Below are 19513 nucleotides of genomic sequence, written 5' to 3' on the forward strand. Positions count from 1 at the left end.
TATTCCAGCGTCTGCTTCCACTTGTTATTGTTGTTCTATTACAACTATAACACATCTATTTCCCATGTCAATACCACAGAGGTTGTTATCATTCACATTTTTTGCTTTTGTGCCCATCCCCTGGAGCCTGATATGATATTCAAGACATTAAAAAGGCTGGTTCAATAACGAACCAGCCTTTTACCTTTCGACACTTATAACATATTATTTTCCAAAGCTATAGTTTTTGATGATAAATGTAGCTCTTTTAACTCCGCCATAACTACCTTTTCCCTTCAAAATTACAACAGCCTTTCCTGCCTTGTCATTGTTTTCATAACCCACAATATCATAATCATCGGCAGTAAGCTCTTTATCATTTACTGTTACTTTTATAGCTTTCTTGTGAAGAGTAACCGGTCCCCTTGTATTGAATCGTTGAGAAACAATAGTTACTTTTGCAGATGAAATCAAAGTCTTGCAGACCCTGAATTCTTTAGACAAAGCAACTCCTTCATAATTGCCGATTCCACTTACCTCTGCGTAAAGTGTAGTGTCGCAAGGAACAATATCCTCAGAAGACACCTCGTCGCCTTTATTTCTCATAATCTTTGATTTATCTTTAGAACTGATAACTTCGGTATTTTCTGCATATCTGTATACGAAAGAATTACTATAGTCCTTACCGGCTTCAAGCTTTAATCCATTCTTATCAGTTATTATAATTTCAGGCGAATTGATTCCTGCATCATCTCTAAAAACGACATCTGACGCATCTACATCAGCTTCTTCGAAATCGGACCTGACTACTTCAAAAGTCTTAGTGACTGTTCCTTTGAAGTTTCCTTTAAATGTAATATTTGCAGAAGCCTTACCAAGCTTTTTATTTCCCTTTAAGCTCACCATATAATCCGTACCGGGAGTAAGTATGCGTTCCTCTCCGTTTACACTAAATGCTACAGTGATTTCGGGTATTGCCCCGGTTTTGTCATAAGCTGCCTTCTCAGCAATAGTAGTTGTCAAATTACTATTAACCGGCGTCGGATTAATTTTGTATGTTTTTGTACAAATGCCGGAATATCCGTTTACTCCGGTAATGATCAATCCGGCTTTTCCCGCATTAACATTGTTTTCATACCTGAAAATATAGTCAATTTTCCTTGCGGCATCCGTATCTTTTATCGAAAGATACTGTTCTTCATCCATGCCTTTAAGCTCAATATCAGAACTGTTTTTCGCTTTAATTGTAAGTTTAAGCTTCTCTAAGCACTTAGCCATTCCATCATATGTCTGGTCCTCAATTCCTGATACTTTAGCCTTAGCAATATCCATTCCCTTTATGGTAAAAGGAATCTTTTTAATACCAACATATTCAGTATCGGTAACAGCTTTTATGATAATATATGCCGTTCCGGGATTTATATTGTTTTCATAAGCTACAGTATAGTCTTTGCCTTCTTCAAGAAGTTTTCCCTTATACTTTACAGAAACAACAGGTCTTACTTCCTCTCCTGTATAAGCAAATTTTCCCGGCTTAGATACTTTCGCTGATGTAATCGGTATATCATCATAATCGCCAATAACTACTGACCCCCAAACAGATCCCTGATAATTTCCTTTTCCCTCAATAGTGTAATAGTACACACCTGGACTTCTGAATATATAATCGTCGTCATCATCAGTAGGATCAACATAATAGTCACATGTATAGTCAACACCTTTTTTTAGTGTCACAGTCTTACCGGATATATTTGATTTAATTACAGGATTAGGAAAATGACGTTTTCCATCATAAGGATAATATATCCTATTCTCCCCAACATCAAAGTTTTCTTCAGATAAAGATGCCGGCGAAATTTTAAAATCATTTTCCAAGGTACCCTTGTAATTTCCTTTAAAGGTTATCTTGTATTTTCCTTTACCGGCCCTGATATTATTGGAATATTTTATTGTATAATCTCTTCCCTCCAATAATTTACAGTTATTAGCGTACACCTCCATTACAGGATAAAGAGGTTTGCCTGTATAAGATACATCCTTTTCACCCACCCCAAAAGATACTATGCTATCCCAATATGCATATACCACACAATCCTCTGTCACTTCCTTGTCAAAGTCATAACTCCACCCACGGAAGGTAGCATTTTCACGATATGGCGTCTCAGGACAAACTATTTTTTCACCCGCCTTCAGCACTTGATCAGGAATTGTAGTATCACAATATGTAACAAATCTTACTTTGCAATCAGCTCCTTTTAATCTTGCGGAAAGCTTTATATCTGAAGTACGTCTTGCAGAAAAAGAGTATCTGCAAGAACTTGTTTGATAACCGGGATTTTCAGTATTCTCTGAATACCATCCCATTATCTCATCGCCTTCATTTAATGAAATAGAAGGTGCTTCAAACTTCGTTCCCTTAACATATTTTTTTACAATCTCATTCCCATATGGATCTACAAAAGTAACATTAAAATATCCAATTCCGGAACAAGATACGTCGCTGTTTTCAAAGGGACCTTTCCATACTAATGATGCATTTTTCCAGGTCTGATTGTCTTCCGGGAAGTAAACATGAATAAACTTTCCACTGGCAAAAATATTGCTTCCCAATGCCGGCAAGTCGCCCGCGAAATAAACAGTTCTTACTTTGTCATAGCAATTTAAAGCCTCATCACCAATTGCCTCAAGCGAGTCAGGCATCCAAATAGTTGAAGGCAGATTAGTTTTTCGGAAAGCAGCATTTCCAATGGTTTTTAGCTTTCGAGGCATCATGCACCCTAAAGAATCCAATTTTGCATTCTCAAATGCACTGTCCCCTATTATTTCAATATTGTCGGAGAGCTTGATGTATCTGTCATCCACAGAATAGAAAGCATAATCTCCAACGCTTTTTATAGTATCCGGCAAGTCTATCTTATTTCTTTCATCATTTGTTTTGCAGAAATCCAATCCATAAAAAGCATATGCCCCAACCGATGTAATTCCCGGATCTATCACAAGCTTCGATATTTTCTTATATAAGTAATACGACCATGGTGCTCTGCTGGTTTTAGAGTAATCATACATAGCTCCACTTCCATAGAGCCTGAGTGTCTTCTCTTCATCTCCGGTAATTTCCCAAAATATTTCATCACCACATTTACCCTGGACTATATCTTCAGAATCTATGGCCTTAAAAGAAACTTCATTCTCTCCATCTAATCTCTTAACCTCTTCACTTTTCCAAGTTACATTATTCCCAGGATAATATACCGTATACACACTTCCCCAAAACGGTGTCTTTCCAAATTCCGGCATATCCCCTAAAAAAGTCAGCTTACAAGTTCTTGCATCCAAACTCAAAGCCTTTTCTTCTACTACTTTCACATTTGCCGGTACAACAACCTCATCAGCAAGGTACGTTCCATAGAATGCGCGACTTCCTAATGCTTCTATACCATCAGGAATCACATACTCATCAGCATGATCAAGATCAATACCTGAAAAAGAATGGTGTCCAATAGCCTTGACAGTATCTGATATAACTAACTCCGTTGCATTTTCCATATTTGAAAAAGCGTTATTACCTACATATGTTATGCCATCTTCTATAACAATCTTCTGTACCGCTGCTCTATAATCCTGCCATGGAGTTTTAGCTGATGACTCATAATCATTAATAGCTCCATTACCATACACATAAAGCTCACCTGTCATAGGATCAAATTTCCACTTAACATCATCTCCGCATTTACCAGTACTGCATACACGCGCAGAATAATCTGATCCTTCTGTTCCTTCAATCAGAATCTCAGCATCTTCATCATTATAGTCACAATACTCTTCCGCAGAAAAATCACTTTGATCCTCTACGAGTACCTCTTCAGAATCGTACTCATATTCTTCCGCATCAAAAAGAGTAGTCTCGTCATCATAGGCCAATACCGGCAATGATGATGCGGCTACTCCTTCAAACACTACAGTTGCACACAAAAAAGAAAGTGCGATTTTTTTAAAGTACTGCTTAATTTCGTTCCCCATTGTTGCCCCACATCTCCTTTTTCATACATTTTTTGACTTCAGGTCATATATATTTATCATAATATGGAAATGTACCAACAACAATATGCATTTAATATTCTATTCCCCGTCTTGCCTGAATTCCCTTGTCATAGGGATGTTTTTCCTTGCGCATCTCAGTAATGTAGTCTGCTTTGTCGTTAAAAAGCTCCGGGGCATTTCGGCCGGTGAGAACCAGCTCCATATAGGCGGGCTTGGAATTCAACAGCCTCTCGATGCGGTCTTCATCGATAATGCCGTAGCTTACGGGATAGGTCACCTCATCCATAACAAGAAGATCACAGTCCCCGCCGTAAACATAACCTTCAATCTCATCCAAAAGACCGTTGTGAAGCTCAGTAAAAGCAGCAACGGAATCCGGATCATCTTTTTTAAACCAGCCAAGATTCTTACTGCTACGAACCACCCTGATATTCGGAATACTCTTAAGGATGCCAAGCTCTGAGGTATCTCTACCCTTCATAAACTGGGCGAACACAACCTTTTTGCCTGCTCCGGCAGCTCTTACGGACAATCCGATAGCTGCTGTAGTCTTGCCCTTGCCCTCTCCTGTGTACAAATGAATAAGACCGGGGTGTCTCTCCACTACAGAAGTCATATCCTGAGAATCTCCTAAACCTGAATCACTCCCGGCATCATCACCGGACTTATCTTCTTTATAGGAGCTGCTGCCACCGATATACTCCGCTTTCCTTAGCTGGCAATTTGCCGCGCTGCAATATGCGCATTTATCATGCTTTTCTATCTTCTCATCAAACAAAGGCGCAATAAAAAGGACGCTCTTTTTGGGCATCAGAACAAAGGCCTCATTATAGGTCACAACCTTCTGCCCTAACAGTGCCATAAGCCTAGGGGCCTCCGACAAAGGCAGCTCTTCCACTCCGGTAAAAATATACCCTCCGGCATATTTGCCTGTGAGCTCATGGAGCTTCTCATCTATCCTGTCGTAGGCCTGAGACATAATCTCAAGTCCCAGACAATCCACCATATAGGCTCTGTTGATATCACCTTTTTGGATGTAACTGTCCTGCAGCTCGTCAAAGGCATTACCCAAAGTCATGACAACTACAGCGTTCCCGCCCTCCAATACATAGTGAAACTCCGCATGCACTCTGGGTGAAAGCTGTCTGTAGAGCCTTATTATTTCGTTTTTATCCGTGTCATTAAAATGATATCGCCTGACAAATTCCCTTAGGCAGGCTTCATCAAGCGATACTTTCAAAGGTATAAAATTCATTATTCCTCACTGTCTGAATCAGAACTGTCAACTACTTCAATATCTGTGGACTCCACTGTTTCCTCAACCACCTCGGCATCCGTCACCAGAGCTTCCTCATCCTTCTCCTTGTTCTTCTGGGCTATCATGACCATAATATAGGTCAAAAGATTGGTCACACCGTCGATAATAAGAAATGCTCCGATAAGTGTTATCGCAATTTCCTTGGCTGAAGTTGGATTAAAGAGAAGGAAAGCTCCAAGTCCCACCGTAAGAACAGCTATCAGGAGCGATGTCCACCACTTGCTGAATTTGGCCTTGATAAGGGAAAAAGTCTGTCCCAGATTGCCAAGTCCACTGACAATGATAAACACTCCGAACAGCTTGGGGATAAGATCCGTGAACTGGCCCGGATTAACAAATATCCAGGCGCCTATAACAGCCACAAGTATTCCCACAACAAATTCGCCGGAGGAGACAAAACTCTTCTCCTTTCGCACAAAATATGCGATAACAAAAACCACTCCGATAAGAAGCAGCAAAACTGCCAATGCCTTAGTTACAAAATTTACACTGGCTCCCGGCCATACCGCCAGTACAAGTCCTATGGCAATAGTAATAAGAGCCTGAACTATATTGTGAAGTTTGTACTTTTTTGCCTTTTCCATGATTGCTTATGCCCCCGGTATATTATTTATTCAGCGTCTCCTGCCGCCTCTGCAAGAAGCTCATCCATGAAATCATATATCTCCTGTCTGCCTTCCTTGCTAAGGGCCGAATAGGGGAAGATTCTCACATCATCGGGAAGTCCCAGACCGCTTCTTAGCATATTGAGGTGCTTTTCGTGCTGGGATTTCTTGATCTTATCTGCCTTGGTGGCAATTATCACAGGCTGGAAGCCCTGATGAACAACCCACTGATACATCTGAACGTCATTGGCGGAGGGCTCGTGCCTTATATCGATCAAAAGAAATACTCTCATGAGCTGCTTGGAGGTATGAAGATAATTCTCTATCATCCTGCCCCACTGCTCCTTGGTCTTCTGGGAAACCCTCGCAAAACCGTAGCCCGGAAGATCCACAAGGTAGAACTCATTGTTGATATTGTAATAGTTGATGGTCTGGGTCTTCCCCGGTTCCTGGGAGGTTCTTGCATAGTTCTTGCGGTTCATAAGACCGTTTATAAGAGAACTCTTTCCCACATTACTCTTGCCGGCAAAAGCAAACTCAGGGTGCTCATTCTCGGGAAGAGTGCTGGTGATACCGCATACGGTCTCCAGATTTACATTCTTTATAACCATAAATAACTCCTTATTGCCCTGTCGTGATCTCGTGGTGTTTAAAAAACGCTGCCACAAAGGGCTTTTGTGGCAGCGTCCATATACAATTTACTTCGCGGGCTTAAGCCTCTTGGAATCCTTGTGCACGATGAGCGGCTGACTGGTTCCGTCTACGGATGCATCTGTAATGACGCACTCTGTGATGGTATCATCCGAAGGAATCTCATACATAACATCCATCATGGACTTCTCCATGATAGAACGAAGTCCTCTGGCACCGGTCTCTCTCTCGTAAGCCATCTCGGCAATTCTCTTAACTGCCTCATCCTCAAAGGTAAGCTTAACATCGTCGAAATCAAATAGCTTCTGATACTGCTTAACCAGCGCATTTCTGGGCTCTGTAAGAATCCTTACAAGAGCCTCCTTGGACAGTCCTTCCAGGGTTACAGTGATAGGCACACGGCCTACAAACTCGGGGATAAGTCCGAACTTAACGAGGTCCTGAGGTGTAACCTCCTTGAGAACCTCACCGATCTCACGCTCTGTCTTGTCTGCTATCTCAGCATTGAATCCGATGGAATTGCGGTCAAGTCTTGCCTCAACAATCTTGTCCAGTCCGTCAAAAGCTCCTCCGCAGATAAAGAGGATGTTGCTGGTATCGATCTGTATAAGTTCCTGATGAGGATGCTTTCTGCCGCCCTGAGGTGGAACAGAAGCAACGGTACCTTCCACGATCTTAAGAAGTGCCTGCTGAACACCTTCACCGGATACGTCTCTTGTTATTGAAACGTTCTCACTCTTCTTGGTGATCTTGTCTATCTCGTCGATGTATACGATTCCGTACTGAGCTCTCTCAATATCGTAATCTGCATTCTGAATGAGCTTGAGCAGAATATTCTCAACGTCCTCACCTACATAACCTGCCTCGGTAAGTGTGGTGGCATCTGCAATTGCAAAAGGAACATTGATGATCTTGGCCAGGGTCTGGGCAAGATAGGTCTTACCTGAACCTGTAGGTCCGATCATGATAATATTGCTCTTCTGAAGCTCAACCTCGTTCTTGTCATCAGTCTTGGGAGCAAGAACACGCTTGTAATGATTGTAAACGGATACGGCGAGGACCTTCTTGGCCTCCTCCTGTCCGATTACATATTCGTCAAGGAAATTCCTGATCTCAACGGGCTTGAGCAGATTGATCTGCTGGGCCTTGCCGGATACAGGCTCATCCTCAAATTCTTCCTCAATGATATCGGCACAGATATCAACGCACTCATCGCAGATATAAACACCTGCGGGTCCTGCTATAAGTTTTTTTACCTGATCCTGTGTCTTATTACAAAAAGAGCACCTGATCTCTCCTGAATTCTTTCCTGCCATCATATCTCCTTTGGCTTAATTATTTATTGTCCTTCTCGCTGGGACGATTCTCGATGATGGAATCAATAAGACCATAATCAAGAGCTTCCTGGGCGCTCATCCAGTTATCACGCTCGGTGTCTGCTGCGATCTGCTCATAGGGCTTGCCTGTGTTCTCTGCCAGCATTCTGTTGAGTTTCTCCTTGGTGCGGAGGATGTGCTTGGCAGCGATCTCAATCTCTGTAGCCTGGCCCTGAGTTCCGCCAAGAGGCTGGTGGATCATAACCTCTGCATTGGGAAGTGCCATACGCTTACCCTTAGCACCGCCTGCAAGAAGGAATGCTCCCATGCTGGCTGCCATGCCGATACAGATTGTGCTGACATCGCACTTGATGTAATGCATTGTGTCATATATTGCCATTCCGGATGTGATCTCTCCTCCGGGGCTGTTGATGTACATATGAATATCCTTGTTGGGATCTTCTGCTTCAAGGAAAAGCAACTGAGCAACCACGATACTTGCGGAAGTTGCGTTAACCTCCTCACCCAAAAATACAATTCTCTCTTTTAAAAGTCTGGAGTAGATGTCATAGGATCTCTCTCCACGGCTGGTCTGTTCAATGACGTATGGAATTAAGCTCATTTTTTACTCCTCTCGAAAAAAATAGTGCGGTGGTATATAGTCTTTACTCTCGAAAAACTATATACAACCACACTATATTATACGGCTAGTTTGACTTTTTGCCAACTGCCAATAGTGATTGATCGTCCAAAAAAGCCTCAATCTCGTCAGAAGTCCCAAGACTTCTGCAGGGCTTTCTTCCATCTCGAAAATACGAAATCTGCATTTTGAAGTCTTCCTTCTGAAGTCTTCCCTATCGAAAACACTTTCGATTATTTCGTTTCGGTTCATGGATCCGTTGTGCTCCAATCCTTATAGTCCGCCATATTTTCTTATCCGGATGATAAAAAATACTTTTGGAGATCTGTTTTACTCTTACAATCCGGTATGACCTGGGACGTGGATCATCAGATCGTTTTTTCAAGCAGCTCCGGTTGCGAAGCTTTAGGGCGCATCCTCCGTGACTTCCCTTAAAGGTTGGGGCTTTCGGACGACAATTTTTGTGTGCCGGTTATCGGGGTGCTGGCCATCCCAAGGATCCGGCTGTTTATCCTTGCATCAGGGCGGCTGTAATTGCCGGTCGCCTGTTGGTGCCTCCGGGCGGCTTTCATTCCAGTGAATGCTATCCGCCTCTCTCATCATCAGAAATTAAGTAAAACTGATGCTGCGGTTAACGTAAAACCGACTTTCTTGTTCGGTTATTAAAAAGATTCGGGGGTCAAAAATCAAAAATTGGGGTTTAGAATTTTGTTTTATAAAATGTTTATTTTTATTTATTTTTATTTCTTCGTACCCCACTTTTAGATAAGTTATAATCGAATTAATATAACATGACACAGGAGACTTTTAATGAAAGAAGATGTGTTTGGTACGGAAGCTCTCGCAGTTCGAGAAGATTCCCAGAGGCTGAATGCTTTCATTAAAAACAACAGTAAATTTATCAAGCAATGTGCTTATAAATCTGTTCATAAATATGTGTCTGACAGCGATGATGAATATGCTGTCGCTCTGAGTGCATTCCATGAAGCAGTCCGCTCCTTTGATGAAACGAAGGGGGCTTTCTCAACTTTTGCTCAAATTGTCATCAAAAGACGACTTCTTGATCATATGGAGAAAGAGTACCGCCACAAAGCAGAGATAAGTGTCGAACCCTACATGATGGAAGGCGAATTAAATGAGGACGAGAACAATCCCATTGCCTTCGAGCTAAAGGAGAGAACAGCGACCCTGTCCGCAGAGAAAAGCACCTCTGTAAGTGCAGACGTTACCATCAGGGACGAGATTGAAGCCCTGTCCCAGGCATTAGAGCCCTATGGCTTTGGCTTCTCCGATCTTGTTGAGTGTTCTCCCACAGCACAGAAAACCAAGACAGCCTGTGCGATTGCCATCAAAACCCTTATCGGCTCCGATGAACTTATGAGCAGTTTTAGAAAAACCAGAACACTGCCAATGAAAGACCTGTCCAGTATGGCCAATATATCAAGGAAGATTCTTGACCGCCACAGGAGATACATTATAGCAGCAGTCGAGATCATTTCCGGAGATTATCCGCTTCTCTCGGAATACATGAAATTTGTTAAGGAAGTATGAGGACTACAACATGAAAGCAGTTGTAATGGAAGGAAAAAAGAAAATATGCGTAGTCCTGTGTGAAGACGGAACCTTCCGTAAGATCAGGGGAGTCCACAAAGTGGGCGACACCATTGAGGTTAAGAGCTCGGACTTTATAACAGCAGAGTCCTGTTCCACAACCTTAAGGAAATCACTCCCCATTCTGTCGGGTATCGCAGCAGCGGCAGTCCTTACCATGGGCGTTGGTTATTACGAGACCTCAGTTGCCTGTTCCTACGTAACACTGGATGCAACACCCTCCATTGAATATACTTTGAACCGTTTGGACAAGGTAATCAAAATCGAGGCTCTGAATGAGGAAGCACAACCGATCATCGAGACACTTACTCATCAGGGTGTAAAATATAACTCCATCAGTGATGCGATCGATATGACGGTGGAGGTTCTAAGAGCCAATGATTATCTGACGAATGACACAAATGAAATTATTATAGACGTGGTTTCTGAGAGCGACTCCCGCTCCGAGAAACTGTCCAAACAGGTAGAAAAGAGTGCAGCAGGCTCCGATTCATCCTTAAGCCTGTCTCTCCTTAAGTCCGACAAGGAAGACCGTGCCTCCGCCAAGGGCTCCGGCATAAGTACCGGCCAGTTCAAGGTTATCAAGGACGGCAGATCAACTTCCGCAGCTACAACAGCTACCACAAACACCGGCACAGCTTCCAGTCTTGGAACTGTTGCATCCTCTGCAGCAAATACTGCCAGAAAGCAGATCGCTATGTCTCAGACGCCGTATTCCTATCAGGATACAACCAGCGATGCAGCCAACACACCGGCCTACACACCGCCGTCACAGACCAGCGAACCTTCTGCTCCGGCAGTTAATCCTACCAAGAAGAAAAAGAAGAAAGCTCCAGAAGCATCATCTACTCCTGCTGACACAGCGGTTGCTTCAGCCAGCATCATAGAAGAAGGCAACGAAGTTGCATCAGCAGCCGCAACCAGCGCTGAGGCAAGCAAAGAGAATTCAGGAGAGGCATCCACTACTCCCACAGAGAATACGGACGCACCTTCCGATGGAGCATCGAATACAGAACCGGCCGCTCCCACAGAGCCCACAACTCCCGCAGAGAATCCAACACCCGAAGAACCGGGTAACGGTGACAGCGGCGAAACACCTGCACCTGCACCGGATCCCGCACCTGCACCTACTCCTGCTCCCGATCCCGCACCTGCAGATCCCGAGCCTGCGCCTGAAGAGCCTGCTCCATCCGATGAACCGACTCTTCCTGAGCTTCCCGATCCGGGACCTGACTCCGGCGAAGCAGATACAACGCCTGTTCCCGACCAGCCGGGATTTTCCGACAGTTCTTCTCAGGATATAAGTACATGACATATAACCCAAGAGGCTGAGCACATTAAGCGCTCAGCCTCTTATTATTTATCATATGATATTCAAAGCCTATAGGATATTAAGGATCAAGCCTCTTCCTCAGTCTTTTTCTTTCTTGTTGCTCTCTTGGGCTTTTCCTCTGTCTCGTCCTTGTCAGCAGCCTTCTTGGTTGTTGTCTTCTTAGCTGCAGTCTTCTTAGCAGGCTTCTCCTCTGTCTCGTCCTTGTCAGCAGCCTTCTTGGCTGTTGTCTTCTTAGCTGCCTTCTTAGCGCCTTCCTTAACGTTCTCTACAAGGAAATCAGCGGCCTTCTGTACTGCAAGGTCCTCTCTCATTGTCTTGAACTCTGACTCAGGCATAAGCTCCTTGAGCTTAGCAACTTCCATCTTGTACTGGTCAGCCATCTTCTGAAGCTCAGCCTCGAACTCCTCATCACTGATTGTGATGTTCTCCTTCTTAGCAACCTCTTCAAGTACAAGTCTTGCCTTGATTCTCTCGATAGCCTGAGGCTTAACCTGCTCAAGCATCTTGTCTACGCTGCTGCCTGTGTACTGAAGATACTGGTCCATGTTCATGCCCTGCATCTGAAGTCTCTGAGCAAAATCGTTAACGATCTGTCTCTGCTGAGTCTCAACCATAGCCTCAGGAAGCTCGATCTCTGAATCATCGATAACAGCCTTAACTACAACATCCTCTCTCTTAGCCTTCTCTTCGTTCTCTTTCTTCTCAGCAAGCTTCTTCTTTACATCCTCTTTGTACTCGTCAAGGGTGTCGAACTCAGAAACGTCGCTGGCGAACTCATCATTAAGCTCAGGAAGCTCCTTAGCCTTAATAGCCTTAACTGTGCACTTGAAGGTAGCATCCTTACCTGCAAGCTCCTCTGCCTGATACTCCTCAGGGAATGTTACGTTAACTTCGCCTTCCTTGCCGATCTCGAAGCCTACAAGCTGCTCCTCGAAGCCGGGAATGAATGCACCTGAGCCGATTGTAAGAGGATAATCTGTTCCCTTACCGCCCTGGAATGCAACACCGTCAACAAATCCCTCGAAATCAAGGGTTACGATATCGTTCATAGCAACTGCTCTGTCTGTAACTTCAACAGTTCTTGCGTTGGTATTTCTCTGCTTGTCGATCTCAGCATCAACCTCTTCGTCTGTAACGTCAAGGTCCATCTTCTCTACTTCGATTCCCTTATATTTACCAAGCTTAACCGGAGGCTTAAGTGCTACTTCAGCTGTGAAGATGAAGTCCTTGCCTGCCTCAAGCTGCTCAACATCGATCTTGGGAGAAGAAACAATGTCCTCACCACACTCTTCTACTGCCTTGGGATACTCTTCCTCGATAAGTTCGTTGGCTGCATCCTCATAGAAGATCTCCTTGCCGTAAATCTTCTCGATCATCTTACGAGGAGCCTTACCCTTGCGGAATCCATTAAGCTGGATCTTGTTCTTATTCTTCTCATAAGCCTTCTGAAGGGCCTTCTCAAGCTGCTCTGCAGATACTTCGATCTTAAGCTTAGCCATGCTGTTCTCAAGCTTCTCTACTGTTACGCTCATTTTATTTGTATTTCCTCCTAGATAAATATTTATATAAAGAGCTGTCATATTGTGGTTTACAGCCCTTTTGCCCGCATTTAGGCACAATCGCTTTCAGATTATATCACAATACAATTTGAATATCCACATTTTTTTATAATAAAACCTTTTTACCGGTGAAAAGAATAATTATTCAATATACACAAAAAGTTTGCCAATTGATAATTTTTATCAATAACCTTTATCTATTAATTAATAATTTCAAGAATTAAAAAAGTATTAAAAATCCCCAAATGATGCCACATTCCACCGTATTAGTTGTATAATTTGTGTACGTTATATCGTATCTTTATGTTTTTACAAATAAATTTCACGGAGGCTTATTATGGCAGATTCAGTGAAGAAAAAAAATGAAATCAGTGCAAAAAACAGCATAAAAACAAGGCTAATTGCCATTATTTTGCTGTTAGTGTCTATTCCGCTCATTGTATCACTTATTATCAGCTACGTATCTTCAACCAATAAAGCTCTCGAAGATGCTAAAACTGCCCTTGGATGGCAGGCAAAATATATTGCCGCCGATTATGCCGATATCATTAACAAGAATCTTATGATCCTTGAGAGTATTGCCGGTAACCCTACAACACTCGTTTACATGCAGGGAACAGCAGGAATCGAAGATCAGGTAATGATCGATATGTTGACTTCAGGCGATAATATCTTAAACGACGGCAACTCCATGGCCATCGCAGATACCACCGGTATGCAGATCATAAGATCCACCGGCAAATGCGTTGATGTTCACGAAAGGGAGTACTTCCAGGAAGCCATGAAGGGCAATATCTTCATATCAAATGTCATCGTTAGTGCCTCCTCAGGACTTCGTCAGATAACAATGGCAGTTCCCATTAAAGATCCTTCAGGAACTGTACTTGGTGAAGTTCAGAGAAACTACAATCTTGAGGCTCTGCATCTTTTCCTTGAGCAGGAAACAGAGGATGCCTTTGTGATAGCCAGAGATAATATAATGGCAGCCCACGCAAAGATGTCCCTTGGCGTAGACGATGTATATGATCTTACAGGAGCTCCCTACACTTTGTCTGACCAGGGAACCATAATTGATAAGGTATCCTATGAAACACCACTGATCATGTCCTGGTGCACAGATGAGGTTACCGGCTACAAGGTTGTAGTATCTACTGACTATAACAAGGCTATGAATGCTGCTCAGAAATCTGCTATATTCACCATCATCGTTGGTGTCGTAATGTTGCTAATAGCTTCCGTTATTTCCTTTATGATGGCCAAGAGCTTCACCGATCCCGTCAAGGCTGTTAACGACTCCCTTGCCAAACTTGCCGACGGACATTTTGCCAAAATTAATAAATTCACTTCTCAGAAAGACGAATTCGGCACCATGGTAAACAGTACCAATTCCGTTATCGATAAGCTTGAGGACATTGTTCAGAGCATAAAAGAATCTGCCTTCAGCGTTGCTTCCTCCTCCGAAGAACTGTCAGATATGGCTAACCAGATCTCCCAAACCGCAGAGGACGTATCCAATGCCGTACAGGAAATCGCATCAGGAGCCACTCAGCAAGCTGATGAGATCCAGCAGGCCTCCGAAAATGTCGGACGTATCGGTGATGCTGTGGGAGATGTACAGAATTCCACAGACAATCTGTCAAATCTGGCAAACAAGATGAAGGAAGCCTCCGAGATATCCAGCAATTCACTGGCATCCCTTCAGAATTCTTCCACAGAGATGACAACCAAGATCGACGATATTTCAAGAACCATCGCAGCTACCCAGGAAGCCGTTTCCAATATCAATGACAAGGTTGAGGGTATCTCATCCATCGCAACCCAGACCAACCTCCTGTCCCTCAATGCCTCCATCGAGGCTGCAAGAGCCGGTGAGGCAGGTAAAGGATTTGCGGTTGTTGCCGAAGAGATTGGTAAGCTTGCCGATGATTCCAAGGCAATGGCTGACGATATCAGAAAAGAGATGGATATCCTTCTCGAACAGTCCAAGGCTGCCGTTACTGCTGCTGAAGACGTAAAACAGGGAAATATGGACCAGCAGCTTGCTCTTGGCGAGACACTGGATGCAGTAAACGGAATGCTTGGAGATATCGGAAGCACCGTAGGCGGCGTACAGCTCATCTCCCAGGGGGCAGATACCTGCGAGAGCTCCAAGAATGCTGTTGTTGATACCATGAGTGCCCTGTCCGCAATCTCCGAAGAGAACGCAGCTTCATCAGAGGAGACAGGCGCCTCCATGGAAGAACTCTCCGCTACGGTTACAACCCTTGCAAGCAGTGCCAACGGCCTCAAGGAAGTTGCCGAGAAGCTCAATCAGGAGATGGAATTCTTCAAATAATCTATATTGCACATAATAACGGCGGACATGCAACATACGCATGTCCGCCGATTTTTTGTAATGTTTGCTTTAGATCATATAGTATCTCAACCAAGTTTTAGAGAACTCATGTAGGAATTTCTGTACTTGGGATCTGATGTCACATCCTTATCAAACCAGGGCGCAGGCTTGTATGCAGCTGCTGCCTCCTCCGAAGGAAACTCTACCTCTGCCACAATTGTCCCGTCGAAGGGCGCCTTGAACACGTCCAGCTCAATGACCATCTTCCCATCCTTAATTAGCTTATCAAGCTCGGGAGTATCACTAAGATACGCCTCCGAATATGCATCTTCGTTAAGCGGGATCAAATATCTTGTTTTCCTGATGACATTGCCATCTGCCTTCTGCGCCAGATGCTCATAGGACTGTTCATCAAGAGGCATATTGTACTCTGTCTGTCCGATGTTATCTGTATTCTCGGAGATTGCAGATGATTTGTAGGTCATGTAATATATGTCGTCCTGCCTGCGCACTCTGATAGCGGGATGGACGTTGAGATACCCCTGCTCTATCTCATGGTAAGGATATTTCGTAAGATCCTCTGGAAGACTTTTCACAGTGAATTTCTTTTCTATTTCAATTCCCATTTTGAATATTTATACCTTTCTTTTCCCTTGGCAAAATTCTTTGTTATAATGATTTTACTATAGTTTAGAAGAAAGGGAGAATGATATATGGCAAAAACAGTTATTTTTCTTGCAGACGGTTTTGAAGAAATCGAAGCTCTTACCGTTGTGGACCTCTTAAGAAGAGCGGGAATAGACATAACAACAGCTTCCATCATGGGAAGAAAAAATGTCACCGGCTCCCACAACATCACAGTAGAATCCGATGCTCTTTTTGATGAGATAGATTTTGACAGCACAGATATGCTGATTCTTCCCGGCGGAATGCCCGGAACCACCAACCTTGACAACTGCGTTCCGTTAAAAGAGCAGATCACCAGATTCAATGAAGCCGGCAAGATGCTGGCAGCAATCTGCGCCGCTCCCACAGTTTATGGCAAGATGGGACTTCTAAATGGCAAAAAAGCCACCTGCTTCCCGGGAAGAGAACCTGACCTTCTTGGTGCTGATGTACAGACCACAGATACAGTCAAGGACGGCAATTTCATCACCAGCCGCGGCATGGGAACTGCGATTCCTTTCGGACTTGCGATAATTGAGCATTTCCAGGGTGCGGAGGCTGCAAGTGAGATGGCTAAGAAGATTGTGTACCTGCACTAATGGCACGGGGACGGTTGCGAGTCAATGGGGACGGTTCTTGCTGACTCGCTCCGTGAGTCAGCAAGAACCGTCCCCATTGACTCACAACCGTCCCCTTCTCATCTCAACTTCAATATCTCATCCAGCAATCTGTCCGCTGCCTCAGCTTTAGACATCAGCGGCAGCTCTTCCTGGCCATCCTTAGTGATCAGCGTAAGAACATTGGTATTAACGCCAAATCCCGCTCCTTCAGTGGTGAGGCTGTTGGCAGCGATAATATCAAGATTCTTTTTCTCAAGTTTCTTTCTTGAATTCTCAAGCAGATCTTTGGTTTCCATTGAGAAGCCGCAGAGGATCTGTCCGTCTTTTTTGTGTACTCCAAGATATGCAAGTATGTCATCTGTGCGCTCGAGCTGTAAGGTGAGGTCGTCATCATTTCCCGACTTCTTAATCTTATCGGAGGCTACATCAGCAGGTCGGTAGTCTGCCACCGCTGCTGCCTTGATAATGATATCCTGCTCTCCTGCTCTTGAAGTTACTTCCTCGAACATATCCCTTGCACTCATTACATTAACAACATCCATATAAGGCGGAGGTGTGAGCTCAACCGGCCCTGACACCAATGTCACCTCGGCTCCCCTTGCGGTTGCTGCCTTGGCAACCTCATATCCCATTTTGCCGGTGGAATGATTGGTAAGAAAACGCACCGGATCAATGGCCTCTCTGGTGGGTCCGGCAGTAACCAGGACCTTCATTCCCTCCATGTCATGCTCATGGCGAAGAGCATGGAGACATACCTCCAGGAGCTGATCTGCTTCAGGCATTCTGCCCTTGCCGGAAGTTCCGCAGGCAAGATACCCATCGGCAGGCTCAACTATTTCCCATCCGTAGTGCCGGAGTTTATCTATATTATCCTGAGTGACAGGATTGTCATACATGCCGGTATTCATTGCAGGCGCGCATATCTTGGGGCATCTGCAGGCCAGAACCGTGGTTGTGAGCATATCATCAGCAAGGCCGTTGGCAAATTTGGCAATGACGTTGGCAGTGGCAGGAGCCACAATAACCAGATCTGCCAGCGTGGCCAGAGCGATGTGCTCCACCTTGTGCTCATAGTTTCTGTCAAAGGTATCAATACTTGTTTTATTCCCGGTCAGAGAATCAAATACCACAGGTGATATCAGCTTGGTGGCATTCTCTGTCATAACGACATGTACGTCAGCATGCTGTTTCACAAGACTTGACGCCAGCGATGCTGCCTTGTAGGCTGCGATTCCTCCCGATATTCCAAGAAGTATGTGTTTTCCCTTTAACATGAGCTGTTCCTCCATACAATTTCCATTCCCTTGTGTATAAGGTCCGGATCATAAACAACATTTTCGTACATAATATGCGGTAAGACAAAAGGCGCATTTCCGCCGGTGAGAACCACCTTTAGTTCTCCCCTGTCACATCCAAGTTCCCCGGATACCCTTGCTGCCATCCCGTCTATCATAGCCGCGCATCCGACAACAGCACCTATCTCCATGCAGGTCTTAACATCTGTTCCTATAACTGCCTCTATCTTAGCATCTTTTGCGTAAAAAAGCGGGAGCCTTGCGCAGCGATCATCAAGAGTATCAAGGCTTAGCTGAACTCCTGCCGATATGGCTCCGCCTCTGAAACATCCTTCCTTATCAACAACCGACAAGGTGCTGGCGGTTCCAAGATCATACACACAGACAGGGGCTCCGTAGTATTGGGCCGCTGCAGCGCAGTCTATAAGTCTGTCGATGCCAAGGCAGCTTTCGTCATAATCTTTTATCATAAGGCCGGTATCATCGGCCGGATCTACAAAGTGAGGTTCCTTCCCGGTCAGAGAAAGAACTGCATTTTTCAGCATAATATTTGCATCGGGCACAACCGATGAGATGATTGTGCCCGAAATATCATTTGGGTTTGATATATTTTTGTCCAAAACCTGCTTAAGCGACGGCAGATACCCTTCCTCCAAGCCGTGAAGCGAAGTGGCAAAGCCTTCCTTAAACAGGATATTTCCCTCATATACACCGCAGACTGCGATGGTTGTATTACCTACATCAAAAGTAAGAATCATGTAACTCTACCTTATTTGGCCATTCTGCGAACCATGTCTACCTTCAAAAGAGCTGTAACTACCAAAGGAACAATAACTGCAGCACAGATTGCCTCAGGGATTCCGTTGGCTGCTACGATTCCAAGGATAACGTCTCTTACAGCATCAACAGGAATGTCCTTGGCTGTTGCAAAAGCCTCTTTGAAAAGAACGAAGATAAGCCCCATAACAAGAGCTGTGTTGGTAAGAGCACCTACTACTCCTGCGATTGTAAGGGCGATGGTCTTGACGCCAAGATTAAACTTACCTGCTGCAAGCTTCCTGATACCTGCATAAACAAGATAAGGTGTTACGCCAACCAGCATTCTTGGTACGAGTGCGATCACAACTGCCCAGGGGCTGCCGTGGCCTGTGCCGGGCACGGGAACAAGGGGTGTGAAGGCAAAAGACAGAAGACTGGGAGCCATGCTGTTTTTGATAAGTGATACAAAACCAAAGACGAAGCCAAGAAATGCACCTTTCTTAGGTCCCAGGATAACGGTACCGATAATAACCGGTACATGAAGGATTGTTGCCTTGATAAGTGGCAGGTCGATGAGCCCCAGTGGTGTGTAGCTCATAAGTAAAATGATTGCCGTAAAGAACGCCAGAACAGTCATGTTCTGAAGCCCGGTCGCGTTTCTCTCATTGAGCTGCGCGCCAAGTTCGCCGCCGGCTGCGGCAGTTTGGGTATTAGCCATATTCTGTTTCCTCCTTTGCTATCATTCCGGTCTCTCCGGATACAATGCAAGTGTATTATCCTATGTA

The 19513-nt window shown here is 44.4% G+C and carries 15 protein-coding genes; 4 read left to right on the plus strand and 11 right to left on the minus strand.

Annotated elements, in window-relative coordinates; all coding sequences use genetic code 11:
• Positions 1-204: 204 nt before the first annotated feature.
• From NXH67_RS15175 to clpP, 6 genes are all read right to left on the minus strand, one after another.
• Positions 205-3999, minus strand: a complete 3795-nt coding sequence (locus tag NXH67_RS15175) for a leucine-rich repeat domain-containing protein (protein WP_272797934.1) — start codon at positions 3997-3999, stop codon at positions 205-207.
• A gap of 91 nt (positions 4000-4090) precedes the next feature.
• Positions 4091-5260: a cob(I)yrinic acid a,c-diamide adenosyltransferase gene (locus tag NXH67_RS15180; RefSeq protein ID WP_272797935.1), complete on the minus strand. Its 1170-nt coding sequence runs from the start codon at positions 5258-5260 to the stop codon at positions 4091-4093.
• A 14-nt stretch (positions 5261-5274) separates the two neighbouring features.
• On the minus strand, positions 5275-5922 hold the full coding sequence (locus NXH67_RS15185; protein WP_022779186.1) for an HdeD family acid-resistance protein: 648 nt from the start codon (positions 5920-5922) through the stop codon (positions 5275-5277).
• A 26-nt stretch (positions 5923-5948) separates the two neighbouring features.
• Positions 5949-6554 (minus strand): ribosome biogenesis GTP-binding protein YihA/YsxC, encoded by a 606-nt coding sequence (yihA, locus tag NXH67_RS15190; protein WP_022779185.1) that lies wholly within the window; start codon positions 6552-6554, stop codon positions 5949-5951.
• A gap of 87 nt (positions 6555-6641) precedes the next feature.
• Positions 6642-7910, minus strand: coding sequence for an ATP-dependent Clp protease ATP-binding subunit ClpX (gene clpX / locus NXH67_RS15195; protein WP_022779184.1), 1269 nt, complete (start codon positions 7908-7910; stop codon positions 6642-6644).
• Between the two features lie 19 nt (positions 7911-7929).
• On the minus strand, positions 7930-8532 hold the full coding sequence (clpP, locus tag NXH67_RS15200; protein ID WP_022779183.1) for an ATP-dependent Clp endopeptidase proteolytic subunit ClpP: 603 nt from the start codon (positions 8530-8532) through the stop codon (positions 7930-7932).
• Between the two features lie 828 nt (positions 8533-9360).
• Here clpP and NXH67_RS15205 point away from each other — a divergent pair.
• Positions 9361-10101, plus strand: a complete 741-nt coding sequence (locus NXH67_RS15205; RefSeq protein ID WP_272797936.1) for a sigma factor — start codon at positions 9361-9363, stop codon at positions 10099-10101.
• A gap of 10 nt (positions 10102-10111) precedes the next feature.
• On the plus strand, positions 10112-11473 hold the full coding sequence (locus NXH67_RS15210; RefSeq protein ID WP_272797937.1) for an anti-sigma factor domain-containing protein: 1362 nt from the start codon (positions 10112-10114) through the stop codon (positions 11471-11473).
• Between the two features lie 86 nt (positions 11474-11559).
• Here NXH67_RS15210 and tig read toward each other — a convergent pair whose 3' ends face one another.
• Complete coding sequence (gene tig / locus NXH67_RS15215) at positions 11560-13026, minus strand: trigger factor (RefSeq protein WP_272797938.1); 1467 nt, start codon at positions 13024-13026, stop codon at positions 11560-11562.
• Between the two features lie 364 nt (positions 13027-13390).
• Here tig and NXH67_RS15220 point away from each other — a divergent pair, with 364 nt between their 5' ends.
• A complete protein-coding gene (locus NXH67_RS15220) occupies positions 13391-15388 on the plus strand; it encodes a methyl-accepting chemotaxis protein (protein WP_272797939.1) in 1998 nt (665 codons plus the stop codon).
• Positions 15389-15474: 86 nt separating this feature from the next.
• Here the strand turns inward: NXH67_RS15220 and NXH67_RS15225 are convergent, their stop codons facing one another.
• Positions 15475-16014 (minus strand): CYTH domain-containing protein, encoded by a 540-nt coding sequence (locus NXH67_RS15225; protein ID WP_022779178.1) that lies wholly within the window; start codon positions 16012-16014, stop codon positions 15475-15477.
• An 87-nt stretch (positions 16015-16101) separates the two neighbouring features.
• Between NXH67_RS15225 and NXH67_RS15230 the strand changes: the two genes are divergently transcribed.
• Positions 16102-16653 (plus strand): DJ-1 family glyoxalase III, encoded by a 552-nt coding sequence (locus NXH67_RS15230; protein WP_272797940.1) that lies wholly within the window; start codon positions 16102-16104, stop codon positions 16651-16653.
• A gap of 98 nt (positions 16654-16751) precedes the next feature.
• On the opposite strand, the gene coaBC is transcribed toward NXH67_RS15230, so the two are convergent.
• Genes coaBC through NXH67_RS15245 form a run of 3 tightly spaced genes read right to left on the minus strand, consistent with a single transcriptional unit; the run spans position 16752 to position 19446 of the window.
• Entirely contained in the window at positions 16752-17948 is a 1197-nt protein-coding gene (coaBC, locus tag NXH67_RS15235; protein WP_272797941.1) for a bifunctional phosphopantothenoylcysteine decarboxylase/phosphopantothenate--cysteine ligase CoaBC, read from the minus strand.
• Positions 17942-18727 (minus strand): type III pantothenate kinase, encoded by a 786-nt coding sequence (locus NXH67_RS15240; RefSeq protein WP_272797942.1) that lies wholly within the window; start codon positions 18725-18727, stop codon positions 17942-17944. Before NXH67_RS15240 ends, coaBC begins: the two co-directional genes overlap by 7 nt.
• An 11-nt stretch (positions 18728-18738) precedes the next feature.
• Positions 18739-19446 carry an ECF transporter S component gene (locus NXH67_RS15245; protein WP_272797943.1) on the minus strand — a complete coding sequence of 236 codons (708 nt, stop codon included), beginning with the start codon at positions 19444-19446 and terminating at the stop codon, positions 18739-18741.
• Positions 19447-19513 lie beyond the last annotated feature (67 nt).

The sequence above is a fragment of the Butyrivibrio sp. DSM 10294 genome (assembly GCF_028539135.1).
Lineage (GTDB): Bacteria > Bacillota > Clostridia > Lachnospirales > Lachnospiraceae > Butyrivibrio.